Raw genomic sequence first — 16,425 nt, forward strand, 5'->3', positions numbered from 1 at the left:
GTCAGGCCACCGCCCGGGACATGACGTACAAGCCGTCACGCACGGTCATCGAGTTGTCTTCGAGGGTGCGCAATTGCACGCCCGCCACTTGCGGCTGCGCATCAAGGCGCGCCGGTGCATGCAGATAAACGTTGAAGGCGCGTTCGCTGGTCGACGCCTGCAATTGCCGTTCGCGGCCGATCAAGGCATTGAGCGCTGCGTCGCTGTCGCTGCCGCCCACCGAACGCACACCGGCCCAGCGGCCTTCCCGCGCCAGCAGCAGGACGCTGCGTTGCGGTTCGGCAACGACGAACAAAAAGTCGCCGGCCTCAAGGCTTTTGTCGAAACGATTGAACGCCGTCATCAGATACGGCTGCACCGAATGCAGGCGCAGACGGCGACCGCTGACCAAGGCCCGCAGGCGATCAAGCAAGTCTTGCGGCAAGGCGCTGGCGATGCGGTCGCACCCTGCCGGTTCGGCGGACAGCACTAACCCCCAGGTTTGCGTCGGCGCGCCGAACAGGTCTTCGAAACACAGTTGTGCGAAGCCGCGCAGTTCCTCAGGGCTACTGATATGCGCGCTCCACGGCACCAGACAGAACCGGCAGAAGTGGCTGGAAATCACCACGCTCAACTCGGCACCGGCGCGGGCATGCTCACCGAGCAGACGGTCCAGAGTATCCAGCGCCACCGCGTAGCTCTGGAAGCCTTCGTCGATGTAGCCGACGCTGCCCAGCCACAGGGTGTCGCTGCCCCGCCGCTGCCCCAGGCCGACACCGCTGGCGCCGAGCACGGCGACAAATTGATCACGCGATAAAAGTGACACGATTGATCTCCTCCAGCGTGGTCCGACCTTGCTCCACCAGCTCCAGCGCCGATTCGCGCAACAGGCGCAAACCACGGGCACACGCCAGGGCTTTGATTTTGGTAATCGGTTGACGCTCGACGATCATCTGGCGCAGTTCGTCGTCCAGGTGCAGCAGCTCGGCAATCGCCGTGCGCCCGCGGTAACCGCTGCCCCGGCAGTGGCCGCAGCCTTTGCCGTGGACGAAGTGGTAGTGATCGACTTTTTGTGGATCAAGGCCCGAAGCGCGCAGTTCTTCATCGCTGGGGTTGACCGGCGTGCTGCAACTGGCGCACACCAGTCGAATCAGGCGTTGCGCAAGAATCGCGTTGAGCGCCGAGACCAGGCTGTAGGGGTCGATTTCCATTTGGGTGAAGCGGCCAATCACGTCGAACACGTTGTTGGCGTGGATGGTGGTGAACACCAGGTGACCGGTGAGTGCCGATTGCACGGCAATCTGTGCGGTGTCCGGGTCGCGGATTTCACCGACCATGATCTTGTCGGGGTCGTGACGCAGGATCGAGCGCAGACCACGGGCGAAGGTCAGGCCTTTTTTCTCGTTGACCGGAATCTGCAGGACGCCGGGCAACTGGTATTCGACCGGGTCTTCGATGGTGATGATCTTGTCCACACCGTGGTTGATCTCGGTGATCATCGCGTACAGCGTGGTGGTCTTGCCGCTGCCGGTGGGGCCGGTCACCAGCACCATGCCGTAGGGTTCGGCGGCGAGACGACGGAGCTGGCGCAGCGTTTCGTCTTCAAAGCCCAGCGCCTGCAATTGCACGCCGCAGACCTTGTCGGCCAGATCCTGTTTGTCGAGCACCCGCAACACCGCGTCTTCGCCAAAGATGCTCGGCATGATCGACACGCGAAAGTCGATCTGCCGGCCACTGATGCCGATCTTGAAACGGCCGTCCTGCGGTACGCGCTTCTCGCCAATATCCAGTTCGGCCATGACTTTGACCCGCGAGATCACCTGCTCGGCGAACTCGGCACCCTGAACCTTGCTGATGTTGTTGAGCACGCCGTCGATGCGGTATTTGATCACCAGACCGTGGCCGGTGGTGCCGAGATGGATGTCACTGGCGTGCATTTTCAGCGCGTCGTAGAGGGTCGAGTTGACCAGTTTCACCACGCTGCTGGCGTCTTCGCTGATGCTGGTCAGGGACAGGCTTTGCAGGGTGTCGATTTCGTTGTGGGTGTCGCCCTGGGCATTCAGCGATTCGACGGCGTGGAAGCTTTCTTCGTGACGGGCCAGATAGGCCTTGAGGTCGTCGGCGTGCACCAGATACAGCGGCGCGCCGTGCAGGCAGTCGTCAATCCAGGCCAGCCGCGCCGGGTCGAAGGGATCGGCGAACACACCGATGACTTCGTCGTTGTGGCGCAGCAGGATGAATTCACGCTTGAGGCATTGTGCGAGGGTGACCCGGTCAAATACCGGTGTCGCGGCAAACAGGCTGTCGGTGTCGAGCACCGGGTAATGCAGGGTCGCGCCGAGGCAATCAATGAACGGCATCGGCGCCAGTTCGCAGAGCACGCCGAGCGCATCCAGCACCCGTTCGCCGGAACCGGCGGCCCGCGCCCGGGCCTGGGACAGTTGTTCACTTGAAAAACTGGATGCAACGCTTTGCGCAACCTGCGGTTCGACGACAACGGACAGACGATCCATGGCTTGCTCTCCAACACCCGGGGCTTGAGGCCCTGACGGCGCGGGAGGCAATTGCGGCGAGTGCCGGAACGTCTATCGCGCCATTACTCCCCGGTGAGCATTTGATCGTCGTCCGGTGCCAGGGTCGCCAACCTGTTTCTTCGGCGATCCGCCAGCACCCAACTGCCATCGTACAACTGCAACGGGAAGCTCTCGGTCCTGCTCTGGCGTCGTTCGACGAAGCCCTCCGAAGGGCTCGCACCGGGTTTCGCTTCGCGCTGGATGCCCAGAAGGTCGCAGACAGCTCGGGCCAGTTCCGCCAATGGAAACGGTTTGAACAGGATGTGGCTGACGTCCAGTTGCCGCGCCCGCTCACAGACTTCAGCGGTCGGGTGACCCGTTATCAGCACAAAATGGCACGTCCTGTTCTGGCGGACCGCGTCGAGCACCTCAAAGCCTTCCATATCGGGCAAGCGGTAATCGAACACCAACACTTGGGGAGCGAACGTCTCGGCCAGGCCGATACCCGTCGCGCCGTCATGTGCAATCCGGACATCCAGCCCTTGCGCCGACAGATAATCCTGCAGGTTCTGTGCAAGCAGCTGTTCGTCTTCGACAACCAGTACTTTGTTAACCAAGGTCGACTCCTTGAAACCTGCAAGTCCGAAAACTGAACCCGCTGAAGTGCGCCTTACAATGGCTAACGCACAGTTCATGCCAGGCTGAGTGCCGGTAAATTTAAGTCTTCATGTCCTTGAATTTAATGACAATGCCCGCTCGTCCCGGTACCCCGTTCCCCAGAAACGGGGAAGCACCTGAATGGGCATCGAAGCCATTCCCCACTATTGGGGGGGAACCTTCAATCGTCGTCAATTCGTTCAATCCTGTTCTGCGCCCGTAATTGCGCGAGCACCTGGCGACGAGCCTGGGCCTGTTGCTGCCGGGCGAGCTGCGCCCGAGCCGAATCAAGTCCCTGCAAATCTGGGACATCGCCCACCTCCAAGTGGTTCGCCACATAGATCAAATGCCAGCCGAATGGCGAACGTACCGCATCACTGGCGAAGATCGCGCCATCAATGATGAAAGCTCGCATCTTCATCAAGCGTAGACGCGCCGCCGCATCCGTGGCGGCATCCGCTTGCGGCTCGACCCGAACCAGCAGGTGCCGCGGCTGCAAAGTGTTGGCGCGGATCAGTTGGGCGAACATTTGCTGCGCGGCCAGCTCACGGCGGGTGTACTCGGTGAACGAGGCTTCATCGAAACCGGCATCCTGCAAGCGCCGCACGAATCGCTCGTTACCGCCGATGGCCTGGCGGGTTTGCTCGACTTGCTGCTGCACCCTTTGGTCATCGATTGTCAGGCCGCGCTTGCGCGATTCCTGCCAGAGCAATTCCTTGTCGATCAGCGCATCGAGTGCGGCGTGACGCAGCTGTTTATAGGCCCTGGGGCTGCGAATGCTCGCCACCGCGCGGCCCTGATCCTCGAGGTATTCGGCAAAAAATCGCTCAAGACGAAACTCGGAAATCTCTTCGCCATTGACCCGCGCAGCCGCCGGACCATTACTGGCGAACGCCATCGGCAACCAGCATGTCAGCACTAATAACAGCATCTTGAGCTTCATGAGCAGAGCCTCCATTCAGGGGCTGGCGACAATCGGTTTGTAGGGTGCAACCAGATAGAAACGCTGATCGGGCAGATCCACGGTGACCACATGTGCGCCGCTCAAGCCCAGACGTCGTCCGGGGCCGAAGCTGATGCGCGGGGTCAGGCCGGTGTCGAAGTCGTGCAGGCCTTCCAGCGCTGCCACCAGTTTCTCGCGGCTGGCGTCACGTCCGGCCTGCTTCATGCCTTCGCCGAGCAGCAGCATCGAGGCATAAGCACCGACTTGCAGCACCGCATGCTGGGCGCCGAGGCCTTGATGCTCGCGCAGCAGCGTGAGGGCCATGCGCCCGGTCTGGGTCCAGTCGCTGGGAACGAAGGGATAGGCGAGGAACACCCGCCGTGAAAATCCTTCCGGCACTTGCAACAGATCCCCGGCCACCTGGCTCGACGCCGCAAACAGATACGGCACCTGCCCGGCACGCTGCAAACCCGCCGCCAGATGGCTGAAGCCGCCGCCGCTGCCCAGGTAGAACACCGAGCGCGAGCCCAGCGGCAACCTGTCACCTGCCGGGTCGTAGGCCTGAATCTGGACGTTCTGCCAGCCGTTCCTGTGCAGATACTCGCCAAGCACTTTGGCTGTCTGCGCCTGCGCAGGGTCGTCGGGATAAGCGATGAGTGTCGGCCCTTGCAACACGCGCAGGCTGGCGGTCGCGTAATCGGCCAGAGCGATCAGCTGTTCACGCAAGCCCGGCAACGGCTCGAAAATTTGTGGGCTGGCCTGCACCGCTCCGAGCAACGACAACGTGCCGATCAGCGGCACGCCAGCCTGTTCCAGCCGCAGGGCCAGTTCGCTGCCCAATGCCGGGGCCATCGGCGCGATCAGAGCGAACACTTGTTCATCGTCGATCAGCCGTTCAAGCGCTTGTTCGGCACTGGCGCGATCAACGCCAGGATCGGCGATGGTCAGGCGCAATTGCCGGCCATGAATTCCGCCAGCCTCATTAATCCGCGCCACACTGCCGTTGAGCACCGCAGCAACCGTCGCGCCCTCCTCGGCCAAGGGCCCCTGGCTGGGCAGCAAAGTGCCCAGATGCAAGGTCTCGGCATCGAGGCCGGGGTCGCGTTCATCGGCAAGGCGTTTGAGGTAGGCAGTGAGATTGCGCTGATCCTTCATCGACAGCACAAAGCGCGGCATGCTCGGGTCGAGGCGGTTGTTGCCGGGGTCGCGGCCCTGCTGAATGACTGTCGCAAGGCTTGCATCGTTGTAGGCCGGATAGTTGCGGCCGTTGACCTGTTGCTGGCCATAAGTGCTGGTCAGCCGCGACCAACTCAACTCAGGCGGACGCACTCCGCCTTCGGGCCGGCCAAGGCCATCGGCGCCATGACAATTGGCGCACGGCAGACTGGTGGCCGGCAGCAACATATCCGCCGCGCCGACCCGCGCCATGATCGCTTCACCGCTGGCCGACAGGCCTTCACGGTACAGGCGCTTGCCGGCCGCCTCCTCCGGCGTCAGCGGCAACGCCGCCGCGCCGAGGCTGACGCTCGCGAGCAGGATCAGGGCGAGGACATGGGCGCTGTTCATGGCGCGGGCTCAGCGACCGGCCACGGGCATTGTCAGCAACTGCAGGCGCTGGGCAATGGCGGCGGCCGGAGCATCGGGGCGAATCTTGCTCCAGCGTTTGTTGGCGACATCGCCGACGATCAACTGTGTGGAATGTTGCTCAGGCGTCGGCACGATCTGGCCGATACGGCTCAGCACCAGGTCCATCTGCGCCTTGTCGCCGGTGAGAAAAAGCCAATGAGGGTCATCGCAACCCTGCTTCAAGGTGTAAGCCTTGAGCACCGCCGGCGTGTCGCGCAGCGGATCACTGGTAAGGGAAATGAAGGTGATGTCGTCGGCCTTGTCCCCGAGCAGCTCGCGGACTTCCTTGAGCTTGCGCGTGATCAAAGGGCAGGCGTCGTTGCAACTGGTGAAAATCACGTTGAGCAGCACCACACGGTTTTGCAGTGCATCACTGTAAAAACGCAGGGTTTCGCCGTGCTGATTTTGCAGCGGCGTATCGGTGAACCAGGCTTGCGCGTCGTGGGTCCCCTTGGCGGGTGCGGCGGCAACCGCGGCTGGCGGCTCGGTTGCATGCTCCTCGTGGGCGAAAGCGACATTGCTGAACACCCAGAAACACACGGTCAGAGAGATCCAGTCGAGCATCCTCATGGCTGTTGCTCCATGGCGATAGCGGTGTGTTTGGCATGAGTGCGCTGGCCGCTGAGTTTTTCGACTTCCTTGGCCAGCACTGTCGGGTCGGTGAAGCCGTAGTAGCGCATCCAGTGACGGCTGTTGCCGTCGCCGACGAGGATCAGCGGCTGATGGTTCTTCAGGTCGCCGCTGAAACTGCCCAAACCCTTGAGGGTTTCATTGATCGATTGTGGCGAACCGGTCAGCCAGCTCCAGCCCGGGCCTTTCTGGAACGCGCGGGCGTAATCCTGCAAGCGCTTGGGGTCGTCGCGTTGCGGATCGATGCTAATCGACACCAACTGCACTTCGTTGCCAACCCGCGCGCCGAGCTGTTTCTGCACCTTGCCCATAATCGACGAAACCACTGGGCACACCGTGGTGCAACTGGTGTAGATGAAGCTGATGACGACGATTTTGCCCTGCACCAGATCTTGCTCCAGACGCACGGTTTTGCCGTTCTGATCAAGCAGCGGCACGTTGGCGAATTTCACCTGGGCGTGTTCCTGCGTGTTGCTGGCGGGCGCGGTGTGGCCGGCGTGTTCATCCGCCGAATGCGCCAGGACTTGCTGGACGCTGACGGCCAGCAGACACAGGCTGAGCAAGCCACGGCAAGTGATGTGTTTCATGGCGATGTCCTCTTCACTGATTCTGGCCGGGGGTTACCCGAACACTGGCAAATGTTTTGTCATCGAACCCGGCACCGAGCGATGCGGCGCGCACATGCAGATACCAGGCGCCGCTGCGGTCGAGGGTCACCGGCGCTTCATACACGCCATCGGCGACTTCGTGCGCGGCCACTTCGCGGGGGTGTGAAGTCGGCGCGAGGAAGTAACGCAACTGCACATCCTTGACGCCGCTGCGCTGGATTTTCTGCTTGCCCTGGACGATGCGAAACCGCACCACGTAGGGGTCGTTGAGCGCTACGGCGGTCTTGTCCAGAAGGAACTCGACCTTGGGCGCGCCGACATGTTTTTCCGGCGTACCGTCTGGCTCGATCTGCGCGGTGAAGCAATGGATGATGTTCGGTTGATTGAGCAGGAATGCCACGTCGAAACGCCCCGTCGCCGGCAGTTTCACTCGCGCGCTGTACAGCCCCGGCGAGACCTCGCGCAGGCTGCGGTCGATGACCATGGCGGCACGGGCGATCTGCCCGCGATTGGGGTAACCGGACATCGGCGCGTTCATGCCTTCGGCGTAGAAATAGGTGGTGTTGTCCACCGGGTTGACCACAAACACCGCGTTGTCATCGCGCGACACTGCAAGGCTTGAGGCGAGCGGCAAGTCCCCGGCCATGCGCGGCGGTTGCGGGCCGGCTTCGAAGCCTTGGCTGATCGGCTGGCGGCCCTCACCGAGCGAGGCCAGGTTGATCATGGTGACTTTTGGCGAGGCCAGTCCGCGCACGTAGGCGTAGGCCTTGGTGAACACCACTTGGTAGGGTTCGGCGGACACGTCCAGGTCATGGATCGCTGCATCGGTGGAGGCATCAATCACCGTCGCGCGGTTTTCCACGGTGTTGAGCACCACACCGAAACGCCCGTCGGCGCTGAAGCCCATCGGGCCGAGACCTTGCTGCAATTTGATCACGCGGCGCACGCTGTGGCTGGCACTGTCGACCACCGTCACCGTGCCGTCCTTGCCATCGGCCACATACACCGCGCCGGACAATGGCGAGTACGCGACCGACAGCGGGCCGGAGCCGGTCTTGATTTGCTCGACGATGCTCAGGCTGGCGACATCGACCACGCTCAGGGTGCCGTCGTCGCGATTGCTGACAAAGGCAAAACGGCTGTCCTTGCTGAAGGTTATTTCGTGGTGACCGAGGCCGGTCGCCAGATGCTTGAGCGGTTTCAGGCTTTGCGCATCGATCACGGTGACGCCGGATTCGTCGGGTTTGGCGGCATTGTTGCCGACCCACAACAGGCGCTCATCCGGTTGCAGCGCCACGCGCACCGGTTGGCTGCCGGCGCTGATCGAGTCGATGACCTTGAATTGTTCGCTGTCGATCACCGCCACTTCGCCCGCCGCTGGCATCGAGACGAATACGCGTTTGTTGTCTTTGGGCGTGACCCAATCCATCGGCGATTGCTTGAGTTCGATGCGCGCCAGGGTGCTGGTGATGCCGCCGACCGATACCGAAGGATCGACCACCGCCACACTGGCATCGCGGTTCATCACCAGCAGGAAATAGCTGTTGAGGTCCAGTAGTGGCCGCGCGCCGATGTTCGATTTGAGGTACACCCCGACCCGCGCTTTGCAACTCTTGTCGCGGCCCTGGGCCTGATCAGCGGCCAGCGCCTGCGCATCGATCCACGCCCCCGGTGCCACACCGGACAACGGCTGGCCCGATGCGCTGTCGCGGATGCGGAACTGCACGTCGGCAAACTCGCCTTCACGCAACTTGCCGTCGCTGGCCAGCGGCTGGAGATTGAACGCAATCGACACGCCGTCGCGGGCCAGGGTCTGGCCGGGCTCGGTCTGCGCCAGCGCAACCTCGCCAAGCGTCAGCAAAGCGCCTGCGATGGCCAGCGCACAAACACCGATGAAATTGATGATCCCGCTCATATCCTCTCCCCTGACTCTACTTGCAAAACACCGCCGTCCCCTGTGGGAGCTGGCTTGCCAGCGATGGCGGTATCTGCATCACCATCCAAAACCGCGTCGATCCCAATCGCTGGCAAGCCAGCTCCCACAATGAATGCGTTCATCCCGCATTCCCCCTGCATCCAGCTCCCACAATGAAAGCGTTAATCCCGCACTCCCCCTGCCATCCACTGAACCTGTGGGAGCTGGCTTGCCAGCGATGGCGGCATCTGCGTCACCGTCCAGCTACTGCGCGGGCGGTGCCGGTTCTGGCTCGTTGGTCACACGCAATAGTCCCCAGAGGCCCGAGGTATTGCCGAAGGCGCCGTAGTCGCGGAACAGGTAGTCACCCGGTATCGCGTTGCTGCCCCCGGCGCTCGGGATCATCGAGCTGAAGTGCGCCGCCGGCAGCACGCTCTCACGGGCGCCGATGTACATCGACATCGGGTTGTAACCGAACCGCACCGACCCCACGCCCGGCGTCCCCGTCGGATAGCCGCCGACATCACTCTTCTCGGCCAGGAACGGGTTGACCGACCACACGTGCCCATCCATCTGGAAGGTGCTGCCGCGGCTGCCACCGGTTGGCATCAGAATGTGTGTACGGAACGGTTGCCCCGGTTTGGCGTAAAGCACCGGCGTTTGCGGATCACCGCCGACCAGCGCGTTGCTGTAGGCCATGTGCGCGTTGAGCATGTCGCCATAACCGGCACCATCGGCATGTCCGAACGGTGCATCCGGGGCGAGGCCAAAGCGATACCACATCGGCTCGGTCTTGTAGTTGATGGCCATGCTCGAGTTGTCCTGCGGATCGGTCGGCACACCGAAGCCCTCGGCGGCAATGCCTTCCACCGGCCGGCCATTGGCCCAGCGAGTGTTCAACGCCTTGTGCCAGACCATCGCAAAATCGCGGTACACGGCTTGCCCAGGCGCGGTGACCGTGGCATTGGCCTTGCGCGCATCGTCGACCCAGGTAGAGCCGATCGGCAGGATGCTCATCGCGCCGCCCAGGCCTTTTTGCGATTGCTTGATCACGTCCGCCGGCGTGATATTCAGACCACCAAACTCGATGGCCGTGGCGTTGATGTTGTCGACACTGCGGCCCAACTGCGTCACTGGTTTGCCTTCACGCTCCAGGTGCCCGGCGTAGTACTGATAAGTACGAGTCGGGTACGCGCCGCTGTTGCCGACCCGCGGTGGTACGGTCTGGATCGGGTTGGCGCCGACGTTGACGCCGTCGGATTTGGTGATGTCATAGGCCAGCAGTTGCGCATGCAGACCAACGTGGCTGGACGGCCGCATCAGGTTGTTGCTGAAGGTGGTCGAGCCGAGGCCGCTGTTGCGGTCGCGTTTGACCATGCCTTGCATCACCGCGGTCTGGGCCAGGTCGGGCATCATGCTCGGCAGACGGTTTTCCAGGGTGATGTTGATGCAGTCACCGGCGGCGGCGCGCAGCACCAGCGGTTCGACCGGGATACCGGGTTTGAGCTTGCCGGTGGTCGCGTCGAGGTCGGATTTGCGCACATACAGAATCGCGGTCGGATCATGCAACGGCCCGCTCTGGCCGCCGATGGTGATGGTTTCGCCATCCTCCGGATCGGTCACCGTGACCTGCGGAATGCTCACGGTCCGCGAGTTCAGGACCAGAGTGCCGCCCGCCGCTTTCAATGGCCCGCCAACATGCTGGCCGAGACCTTCAGGGTCGCCGATGGTCAGGCCCAGCGAGTTGCCGAGGATGTCGTTGGCGAGTGCCGCGACTACTTCATAGTTGCGCTGCACGGTCGGCCGGGTGCCGATGCCGTTGGGGTTGGCGCTGATGCGTGGGCAACTGCCGTCGAACGCCACGGTGTTACGCATCCCCGTCGGTTTAGCATTGTTCGGCAAGGCGAACAGGTCACTGCGCTGCGCTGTGTAGTTGCGCATCACGCCCCAGATGCCGCTCCAATAGCCTTCGATCGAGGCGTCCATCGAGTACAGATAATCCCCGGTGGTGGCCGCCGAACTGGACAGCATCGACACGGGCGCAATGAAGCCCATCTGCTCGGAGATCCCGATCATCTGCGAGGCGCGCCAGCCCGAGTTGGAGCTGCTGCCGAAGCCGGAACCGCTTTGCAGCCATTTCACGCCGTGCAAGGTGACGTTGTGTTCCTCTTCGTGACCGCCGGCATGCACCCGCAGCCGCACGTTGTCGCCGGTGTAAGTGCGCAGCATCGGCGTGAACGGATCGCCAGGTTCCGCGCCGCCCTTGTTGATGTGCGGCGGGAACAACGTGGTGCCGCCGGTTGGGCCGGTGGCGGAAGTGATCAGGTTCGGCGCCAGGTTCATCGCCGGAATCGCCCGATCAGTGCGGCTGTGCATGGCGAACGAAAGATCACCGCCGAGGCCGTCAGCCTGCATGCCGCGCTTGCCGTCCGGGCCGAGTTTGTTCGGGTCGTAGACGCGCAGGGCCAGCGGCTCGTTGCGATAGTTGACGACGAACATGCCTGGGTCATCCACCGAGATTGCCTGCGGGCACGGCCGGCTCGGGCAGCCTGGGACCTGACCGCCCTGCACTTCCACTATGCCGTCGAGCAAGGTGCTGGCGTTGTTGCGCACCGGCGGGTTGATCGCGTAGCGGAAGCTGTCGGCCGTGGCCGGGAAGCTTTGCGCATTCGGCACGCCGTTCGGCCCGGCGCCTACATACACGCCAGCTTCATAGGCGTGCTGGAAGTCGCTGTATTCGAGGAAGAACTCGCGGAAGCTGTCGTTCTTGCCGTCGCCGTCGAGGTCGCCGGTGTTGATCACCGCTTGCCACGAAGTCGGCCCGCCGTCCTGACGCGCGCCGCTGTACAGAGGCTCACCGGTTTCGGCGTGGAACCAGGTAGAACCGGCCGGTTCCGCGAGCACGGTGGCGTACAGCCCGATCTGTTGGTGCGTCGATGGGCCGAGGTGGTCGTGGGTGAAGATGGTGCCGAGGCCGCGATCGACACCTTTGGCATTGACCACCGGGTCGACGAACCAGCGTTGCATCGCCGTGCGTGCGCCCATCCAGTCGCTGCGCCCGTACTGACCGAAGAACGGGTGCGCCTTGGCTTTCGGGCACGCCTGTGTGCCATCGCGCGGGTCGGTGCCTTCGCACTGGTTGAACTCGCGGATCGCGTGGATGCGCTCCTGCACGGCACCCGGCGAGAGCACGCCATCCTCGTAGTTCCAGCCATTGGACGAGCCGTCGGCCGAGGTCAGGTCCCATTTGGGCAGGTGAATGTGCTGGCCGATCACGTCGGTTGGCGTGCGCACCTGATAGTCGTCCATCTCATAAGTGGCCGGCACCAGGTTGGTTTGCTGGTATTGCACGCAGTCGAAGGTGTTCATGCGCATCACCAGTGGCTCTGGCGGACGCTGCTTGGTGATCACCGGCCACGCGTCTTCCCAAAGCGCCAGAATGCGCGCCTGCGGGAAGTGATAGCCAACCTTGTTGTACACCGCGTCGAACTGAATATTCGCCGCTTTGTAGATGCGCGGACGGTCGGCGGTGAAGGTCGAAGCGCCGGTGAAAGACATGCCGTCGATGCGTTCGCCGCTGTTGAATTCACCGGTGCCGGCGCTGCTGGTCAGGCGTTTGGCCCGATCATCCATGCACGGTTCGTAGTACGGCGCACCCGCCATCGGCAAGGCACCGTTGGTACGGAAAGCCTTGGCCACCACCTGGTTGCCGGGCAGCAAGGCAAAGCTTGGGTGATCCTTTTGCGCGTGGAAGGCCATCGCCGACTGCTCGACTTCGGTGCCTTCTTCCGGCAGATAAATCGGCTTGGCGCGGGTGACTTCCTTGGAGAAATCCAGCGAGGTGGTCACGGTGTTCGCCTCGCCACCGGCAGCTACGCCGTCCAGCGTATGGCGCTGCAAACCGCCATCCCAGCCGCCCGATTGCGCAGGGTCGAGGTTGGCCCACAGCGCTTTGCCGCTGGCCTTGAGTGCTTGTGCGGTGGCGGCGTCGAGCATGTCCAGCGGCGGAGTGGGTGGGCGTTGGCCGACCGAACTTTCCATGCCGCCGATCCAGAATGGGTAGCCAGGGTTTTTCAACGTGCCGTCAGCGTTGCGGTTGGCTTCGCTGCGATCCACCAGCGCCAGCGAGCCGATGGCTTGGCCAGCCGCGTTGCCGCCGTGATGTTCGCCGTCTTCATCGGTCTCTTCTTCGTCATCGTCGTTGCCGGCAACCAGGGTTTCGCCGATTTTCGGCACCACCACCACTTTGCCGGGCATCGGCGCCATGGCTTTGCCGGGCAGCGGCACAATGGCCGGGATCGGTGTGCCGGCAATGATTTCACCGTCCGGCAAGGCGCGTGCACCCGCTGCCGGTTTGCCGCTGCGCAAGGCGAACGGTTCGCTGTGATAGCCGTCTTCACCTTGCTGCGAAACTTCCAGGCGAGTGCCTTCTTCGAAGACGTCGTGCACGCGCCACATGGCCCACATGCCTTGGGCAAAATGCGGGTAGAAGTGGCAGTGATAGATCGCATCACCGGCTACCCGATTGCGATTGCCCGAACCGCCGTTGGCGATTTCATAGGTGTAACCGGCGCCCGGGCCGATGCCTTGGGCGTCGACGTAATCGGAGTTGTCGTCATTGGGATTGAACAGCCACTGGTGGCCATGCAGGTGGAAAATGTGCTGTTCGTGACCGTTATGGGTGTTGCGGAATTTGACGAAGTCACCGATGTAGCTGTGGTTGACGTTGGACGGTTCGGACGGATACAGCGCCATGGTTGCCTTGACGCCAATCTGATCGGCGCGCGGGATCTGCCCCGGCGCGATGTTCTCAAGCCCGGCGTTGGCCGGTACGTCGACCAGCATCGCCACGTCACCGACGGTGTGCGAGCTGAGGAAGAATTCTTCGTAGGCGCAGGACAGGCAGTCGTGCATCGGTCCCACGCCCAACCGGTTGGCGACCACTTCGGCGCCCATGCCGCCGGAGCCGTAGTTGATCATGAACGAGTCGCGGGTCGGCTCCAGCACATGCGCCATCACCGGGTCGGCCCAGTAGGCAGGAAACGCTTGAGTCGCCGCCGTTTCGTCCTGGAACTGCGAGGCAAAATCGCGGAACGGCTCCAGTCGATTGGGGATCGCCGGATTGCGTTTGCCCATCGACTCCAGCGGATAGGTACTGGCCGGAAAGCTGCCGTCAGCGTTGCTGCCCATCACGATGGCATCGCTTTCGCTGGAGATGATTTCGTTGCCATCGACCATATCGATGATCGGTGTGCCGGCCTTGCCTTCGCGCAGCCACGGTTCGCGCTGCGGGTAGCGCGCCTGGTAATCGACGATCGGATGACCGGCCGGCGTGCGCCCCGAAGTCGCCAGACGCATTTCTTCTTCAGTCAGCGTGTTGCGGTAAGTGCGGCCGCCCTTCGGCACCACGACCACCTGGCCAAACAGGCCATTGGCAACGTTACCCGCCGCGCCCTCGCCACCGAAGGTGGCACCACGGCTGCTGACGGCAAACGCACCTTCGCGCTCGGCATACAACGTATAGGAACGGCTGGCTCCCGGCACCACCAGGCTATTGGCGTTGCGGCCGGTGTACGAAGAAATGTCGTCGATGCTGTTCACCGCTTGCAGGCCGTTGACCTGGAACCCGACGTGGCGGTCGGCGACCTGCTCATCGACCTTGAACTGTTCGCCGACATTGGCGTTCGGCGCGCCCTCTGCGCCTTCCTCGCCCTCGTTTTCGAAGTGCTTGTTCGGGTTGGCCTGATAGTCGAGCAGGTTCTGCAGATTGATCGTCAGGCAATCCCCGGCGGCTACGCGCAACACCAGTGGCCGTGGACGCTTGTCGGCGCGCAACGAGACGTTGCCCGGCACTGCCGCGCCGCCGAAGGCCAGCGATACATCATGGTCATCGACCACGTCGCGGCGCAGCGCGTACATCATGCCGTTGGCGTTCTGCGCGCCGAGGCGGTTGAACATCAGCGGCTGATCGAACGCCACGACGTTGGCCACCAGGTTGCGCTCGCAGCGCACCGCCGCGCTGACCATTTCGACGCCAAGCATCGAGGCCAGCAACAGCAGCAGTTTGATGAGGGACGGAGCAGGATGAAGGCCGGCCATGATCAGAAACCTCGAAAGGGATGCTCGCAGGGAACGATTCTCGACAAAACCCTTGGAGCAATCCGCGTGCCACAAAAAAATCCGTTGTTTTTCAATGAGCTACTCAAACCATTTAAGAGCCCGGGGGATATTCCCCACCCGATTCCCCACTTTTCGCGCCTGCCGGGATTGCCCCGATAGTGGGGGAAACCGGGGACTTCCTTTACAACGGCGCGTCCACTGCCAGCCCTTGCAAGCGCCGGTACTGGCGCAAAACGCTGGGCACGTAACGCTGGGTTTCGGCGAACGGCGGGATCACCCGGCCACGGCTGAGCACAGCATCAGGCCCGGCGTTGTAAGCCGCCACGGCGAGGGTGATGTCGTTGTCGAACAGGGTCATCAGGCGCTTGAGGTATTTGGCCCCGCCCTGGATGTTGGCCTTGGGGTCGTAGACGTCGGTCACACCCATTTCCCGCGCGGTGGCCGGCATCAATTGCATGAGCCCGCCCGCGCCTTTGGGTGAGGTGGCGCCGGGGTTGTAACGCGACTCGGCGTTGATCACCGCGTGCAGCAGCGCTTCAGGTAATTGATTGACCTTGGCCGCCGCCGAGACCAGCTCCGCGTAAGGCTGGTTGGCGATCATTTGCGGCTGTTGATCGAGGCTGACCAGCGGCGCTTGCGCCTCGTGAATCACCCGTTCGTAAGTGCGTCCGGGGCGATGCACATTGGACAGAACGTAGCTGCCCTTGGCGTCCACGGAGATGAATACATCGGCTTGCGCGGCACCGCTCAGCAGTACACAACCGAGCAATCCGCCAGTGAGAAATTTCATGTCGGGCCTCCCCGGACCGACCCCGGAAAATTGGGGGAAATGCCCCAATGGCCGATCACGCTTGAGCCATACGCAAGCACTGTGCCGACTCGTGAGAGGCCCGCAATGCAAGGGCTTGCGGCCATCAACCGAGTTTTTGTCGAGCCTGAGCATGGCAATTGCATAGGCCCTTCAGGCGACTCGACTGACACTCACGGGAGGTCATCATGAAGCTGCATTTTCGTCCGCGTGCCCAACGCGGTTTCACCCTGCTCGAATTGCTCGTGGTGCTGGTGGTGCTCGGCCTGTTGGCCGGGATCGTCGCGCCGAAATACTTCGCTCAACTTGGCCGCTCGGAAGTGAAAGTGGCCAAGGCACAGATCGAAGGCCTGAGCAAGGCACTGGATCTGTATCGCCTGGAAGTCGGCCACTACCCGTCCACCGAACAAGGCTTGCAGGCCTTGGTGACTGCGCCGAGTGACGAGGCGAAATGGACGGGGCCGTACCTGCAGAAAAAACTTCCGCAGGATCCATGGGGCCGCAGCTACGCCTACCGCTACCCCGGCGAAAACAGCGAGTACGACTTGCTGTCGATGGGCAAGGACGGCCAACCCGGCGGTGAAGGCGAAAACGCCGAAGTGACCAACTGGCAGTGAGTGGAGCGC

11 protein-coding genes are annotated in these 16,425 nt (G+C 62.7%); 1 reads left to right on the top strand and 10 read right to left on the bottom strand.

Annotation, left to right across the window (positions count from 1 at the left end):
- Position 1: 1 nt before the first annotated feature.
- From AB4P92_RS04670 to AB4P92_RS04715, 10 genes are all read right to left on the bottom strand, one after another.
- Positions 2-805 carry a hypothetical protein gene (locus tag AB4P92_RS04670; protein WP_115146744.1) on the bottom strand — a complete coding sequence of 268 codons (804 nt, stop codon included), beginning with the start codon at positions 803-805 and terminating at the stop codon, positions 2-4.
- Complete coding sequence (locus tag AB4P92_RS04675) at positions 786-2,492, bottom strand: GspE/PulE family protein (protein ID WP_047300533.1); 1,707 nt, start codon at positions 2,490-2,492, stop codon at positions 786-788. The genes AB4P92_RS04670 and AB4P92_RS04675 overlap by 20 nt, the downstream gene beginning before the upstream one ends.
- Positions 2,493-2,575: 83 nt before the next feature.
- The gene (locus AB4P92_RS04680; protein ID WP_042559804.1) at positions 2,576-3,109 is read right to left on the bottom strand and encodes a response regulator; all 534 of its coding nucleotides are present in this window, start codon (positions 3,107-3,109) and stop codon (positions 2,576-2,578) included.
- Between the two features lie 221 nt (positions 3,110-3,330).
- Positions 3,331-4,092, bottom strand: a complete 762-nt coding sequence (locus AB4P92_RS04685; RefSeq protein WP_395598985.1) for a SurA N-terminal domain-containing protein — start codon at positions 4,090-4,092, stop codon at positions 3,331-3,333.
- 15 nt (positions 4,093-4,107) lie between these two features.
- Positions 4,108-5,658 (bottom strand): ABC transporter substrate-binding protein, encoded by a 1,551-nt coding sequence (locus AB4P92_RS04690; RefSeq protein ID WP_395598986.1) that lies wholly within the window; start codon positions 5,656-5,658, stop codon positions 4,108-4,110.
- 9 nt (positions 5,659-5,667) lie between these two features.
- Entirely contained in the window at positions 5,668-6,288 is a 621-nt protein-coding gene (locus AB4P92_RS04695; protein ID WP_042559807.1) for an SCO family protein, read from the bottom strand.
- Positions 6,285-6,935: an SCO family protein gene (locus AB4P92_RS04700; protein WP_395598987.1), complete on the bottom strand. Its 651-nt coding sequence runs from the start codon at positions 6,933-6,935 to the stop codon at positions 6,285-6,287. The genes AB4P92_RS04695 and AB4P92_RS04700 overlap by 4 nt, the downstream gene beginning before the upstream one ends.
- Positions 6,936-6,948: 13 nt before the next feature.
- Complete coding sequence (locus AB4P92_RS04705; protein WP_261737104.1) at positions 6,949-8,871, bottom strand: cytochrome D1 domain-containing protein; 1,923 nt, start codon at positions 8,869-8,871, stop codon at positions 6,949-6,951.
- A gap of 264 nt (positions 8,872-9,135) precedes the next feature.
- Positions 9,136-14,970, bottom strand: coding sequence for a manganese-oxidizing multicopper oxidase MnxG (gene mnxG, locus AB4P92_RS04710; RefSeq protein ID WP_395598988.1), 5,835 nt, complete (start codon positions 14,968-14,970; stop codon positions 9,136-9,138).
- Positions 14,971-15,172: 202 nt separating this feature from the next.
- Positions 15,173-15,781, bottom strand: a complete 609-nt coding sequence (locus AB4P92_RS04715) for a lytic transglycosylase domain-containing protein (RefSeq protein WP_042558734.1) — start codon at positions 15,779-15,781, stop codon at positions 15,173-15,175.
- Between the two features lie 206 nt (positions 15,782-15,987).
- Here AB4P92_RS04715 and gspG point away from each other — a divergent pair, with 206 nt between their 5' ends.
- Entirely contained in the window at positions 15,988-16,416 is a 429-nt protein-coding gene (gspG, locus tag AB4P92_RS04720; protein ID WP_042558733.1) for a type II secretion system major pseudopilin GspG, read from the top strand.
- Positions 16,417-16,425: the final 9 nt, after the last annotated feature.

Origin of the sequence: Pseudomonas sp. A0308, assembly GCF_044218815.1 — a bacterium.
GTDB lineage: Bacteria > Pseudomonadota > Gammaproteobacteria > Pseudomonadales > Pseudomonadaceae > Aquipseudomonas > Aquipseudomonas iridis.

What these genes read in the sequence shown, in the direction of transcription:
- AB4P92_RS04675 (WP_047300533.1), bottom strand. Translation starts at nt 2,492, where the DNA reads ATGGATCGTCTGTCCGTTGTCGTCGAACCGCAGGTTGCGCAAAGCGTT.
- AB4P92_RS04685 (WP_395598985.1), bottom strand. Translation starts at nt 4,092, where the DNA reads ATGAAGCTCAAGATGCTGTTATTAGTGCTGACATGCTGGTTGCCGATG.
- AB4P92_RS04690 (WP_395598986.1), bottom strand. Translation starts at nt 5,658, where the DNA reads ATGAACAGCGCCCATGTCCTCGCCCTGATCCTGCTCGCGAGCGTCAGC.
- AB4P92_RS04695 (WP_042559807.1), bottom strand. Translation starts at nt 6,288, where the DNA reads ATGAGGATGCTCGACTGGATCTCTCTGACCGTGTGTTTCTGGGTGTTC.
- AB4P92_RS04700 (WP_395598987.1), bottom strand. Translation starts at nt 6,935, where the DNA reads ATGAAACACATCACTTGCCGTGGCTTGCTCAGCCTGTGTCTGCTGGCC.
- AB4P92_RS04705 (WP_261737104.1), bottom strand. Translation starts at nt 8,871, where the DNA reads ATGAGCGGGATCATCAATTTCATCGGTGTTTGTGCGCTGGCCATCGCA.
- mnxG (WP_395598988.1), bottom strand. Translation starts at nt 14,970, where the DNA reads ATGGCCGGCCTTCATCCTGCTCCGTCCCTCATCAAACTGCTGCTGTTG.
- AB4P92_RS04715 (WP_042558734.1), bottom strand. Translation starts at nt 15,781, where the DNA reads ATGAAATTTCTCACTGGCGGATTGCTCGGTTGTGTACTGCTGAGCGGT.
- gspG (WP_042558733.1), top strand. Translation starts at nt 15,988, where the DNA reads ATGAAGCTGCATTTTCGTCCGCGTGCCCAACGCGGTTTCACCCTGCTC.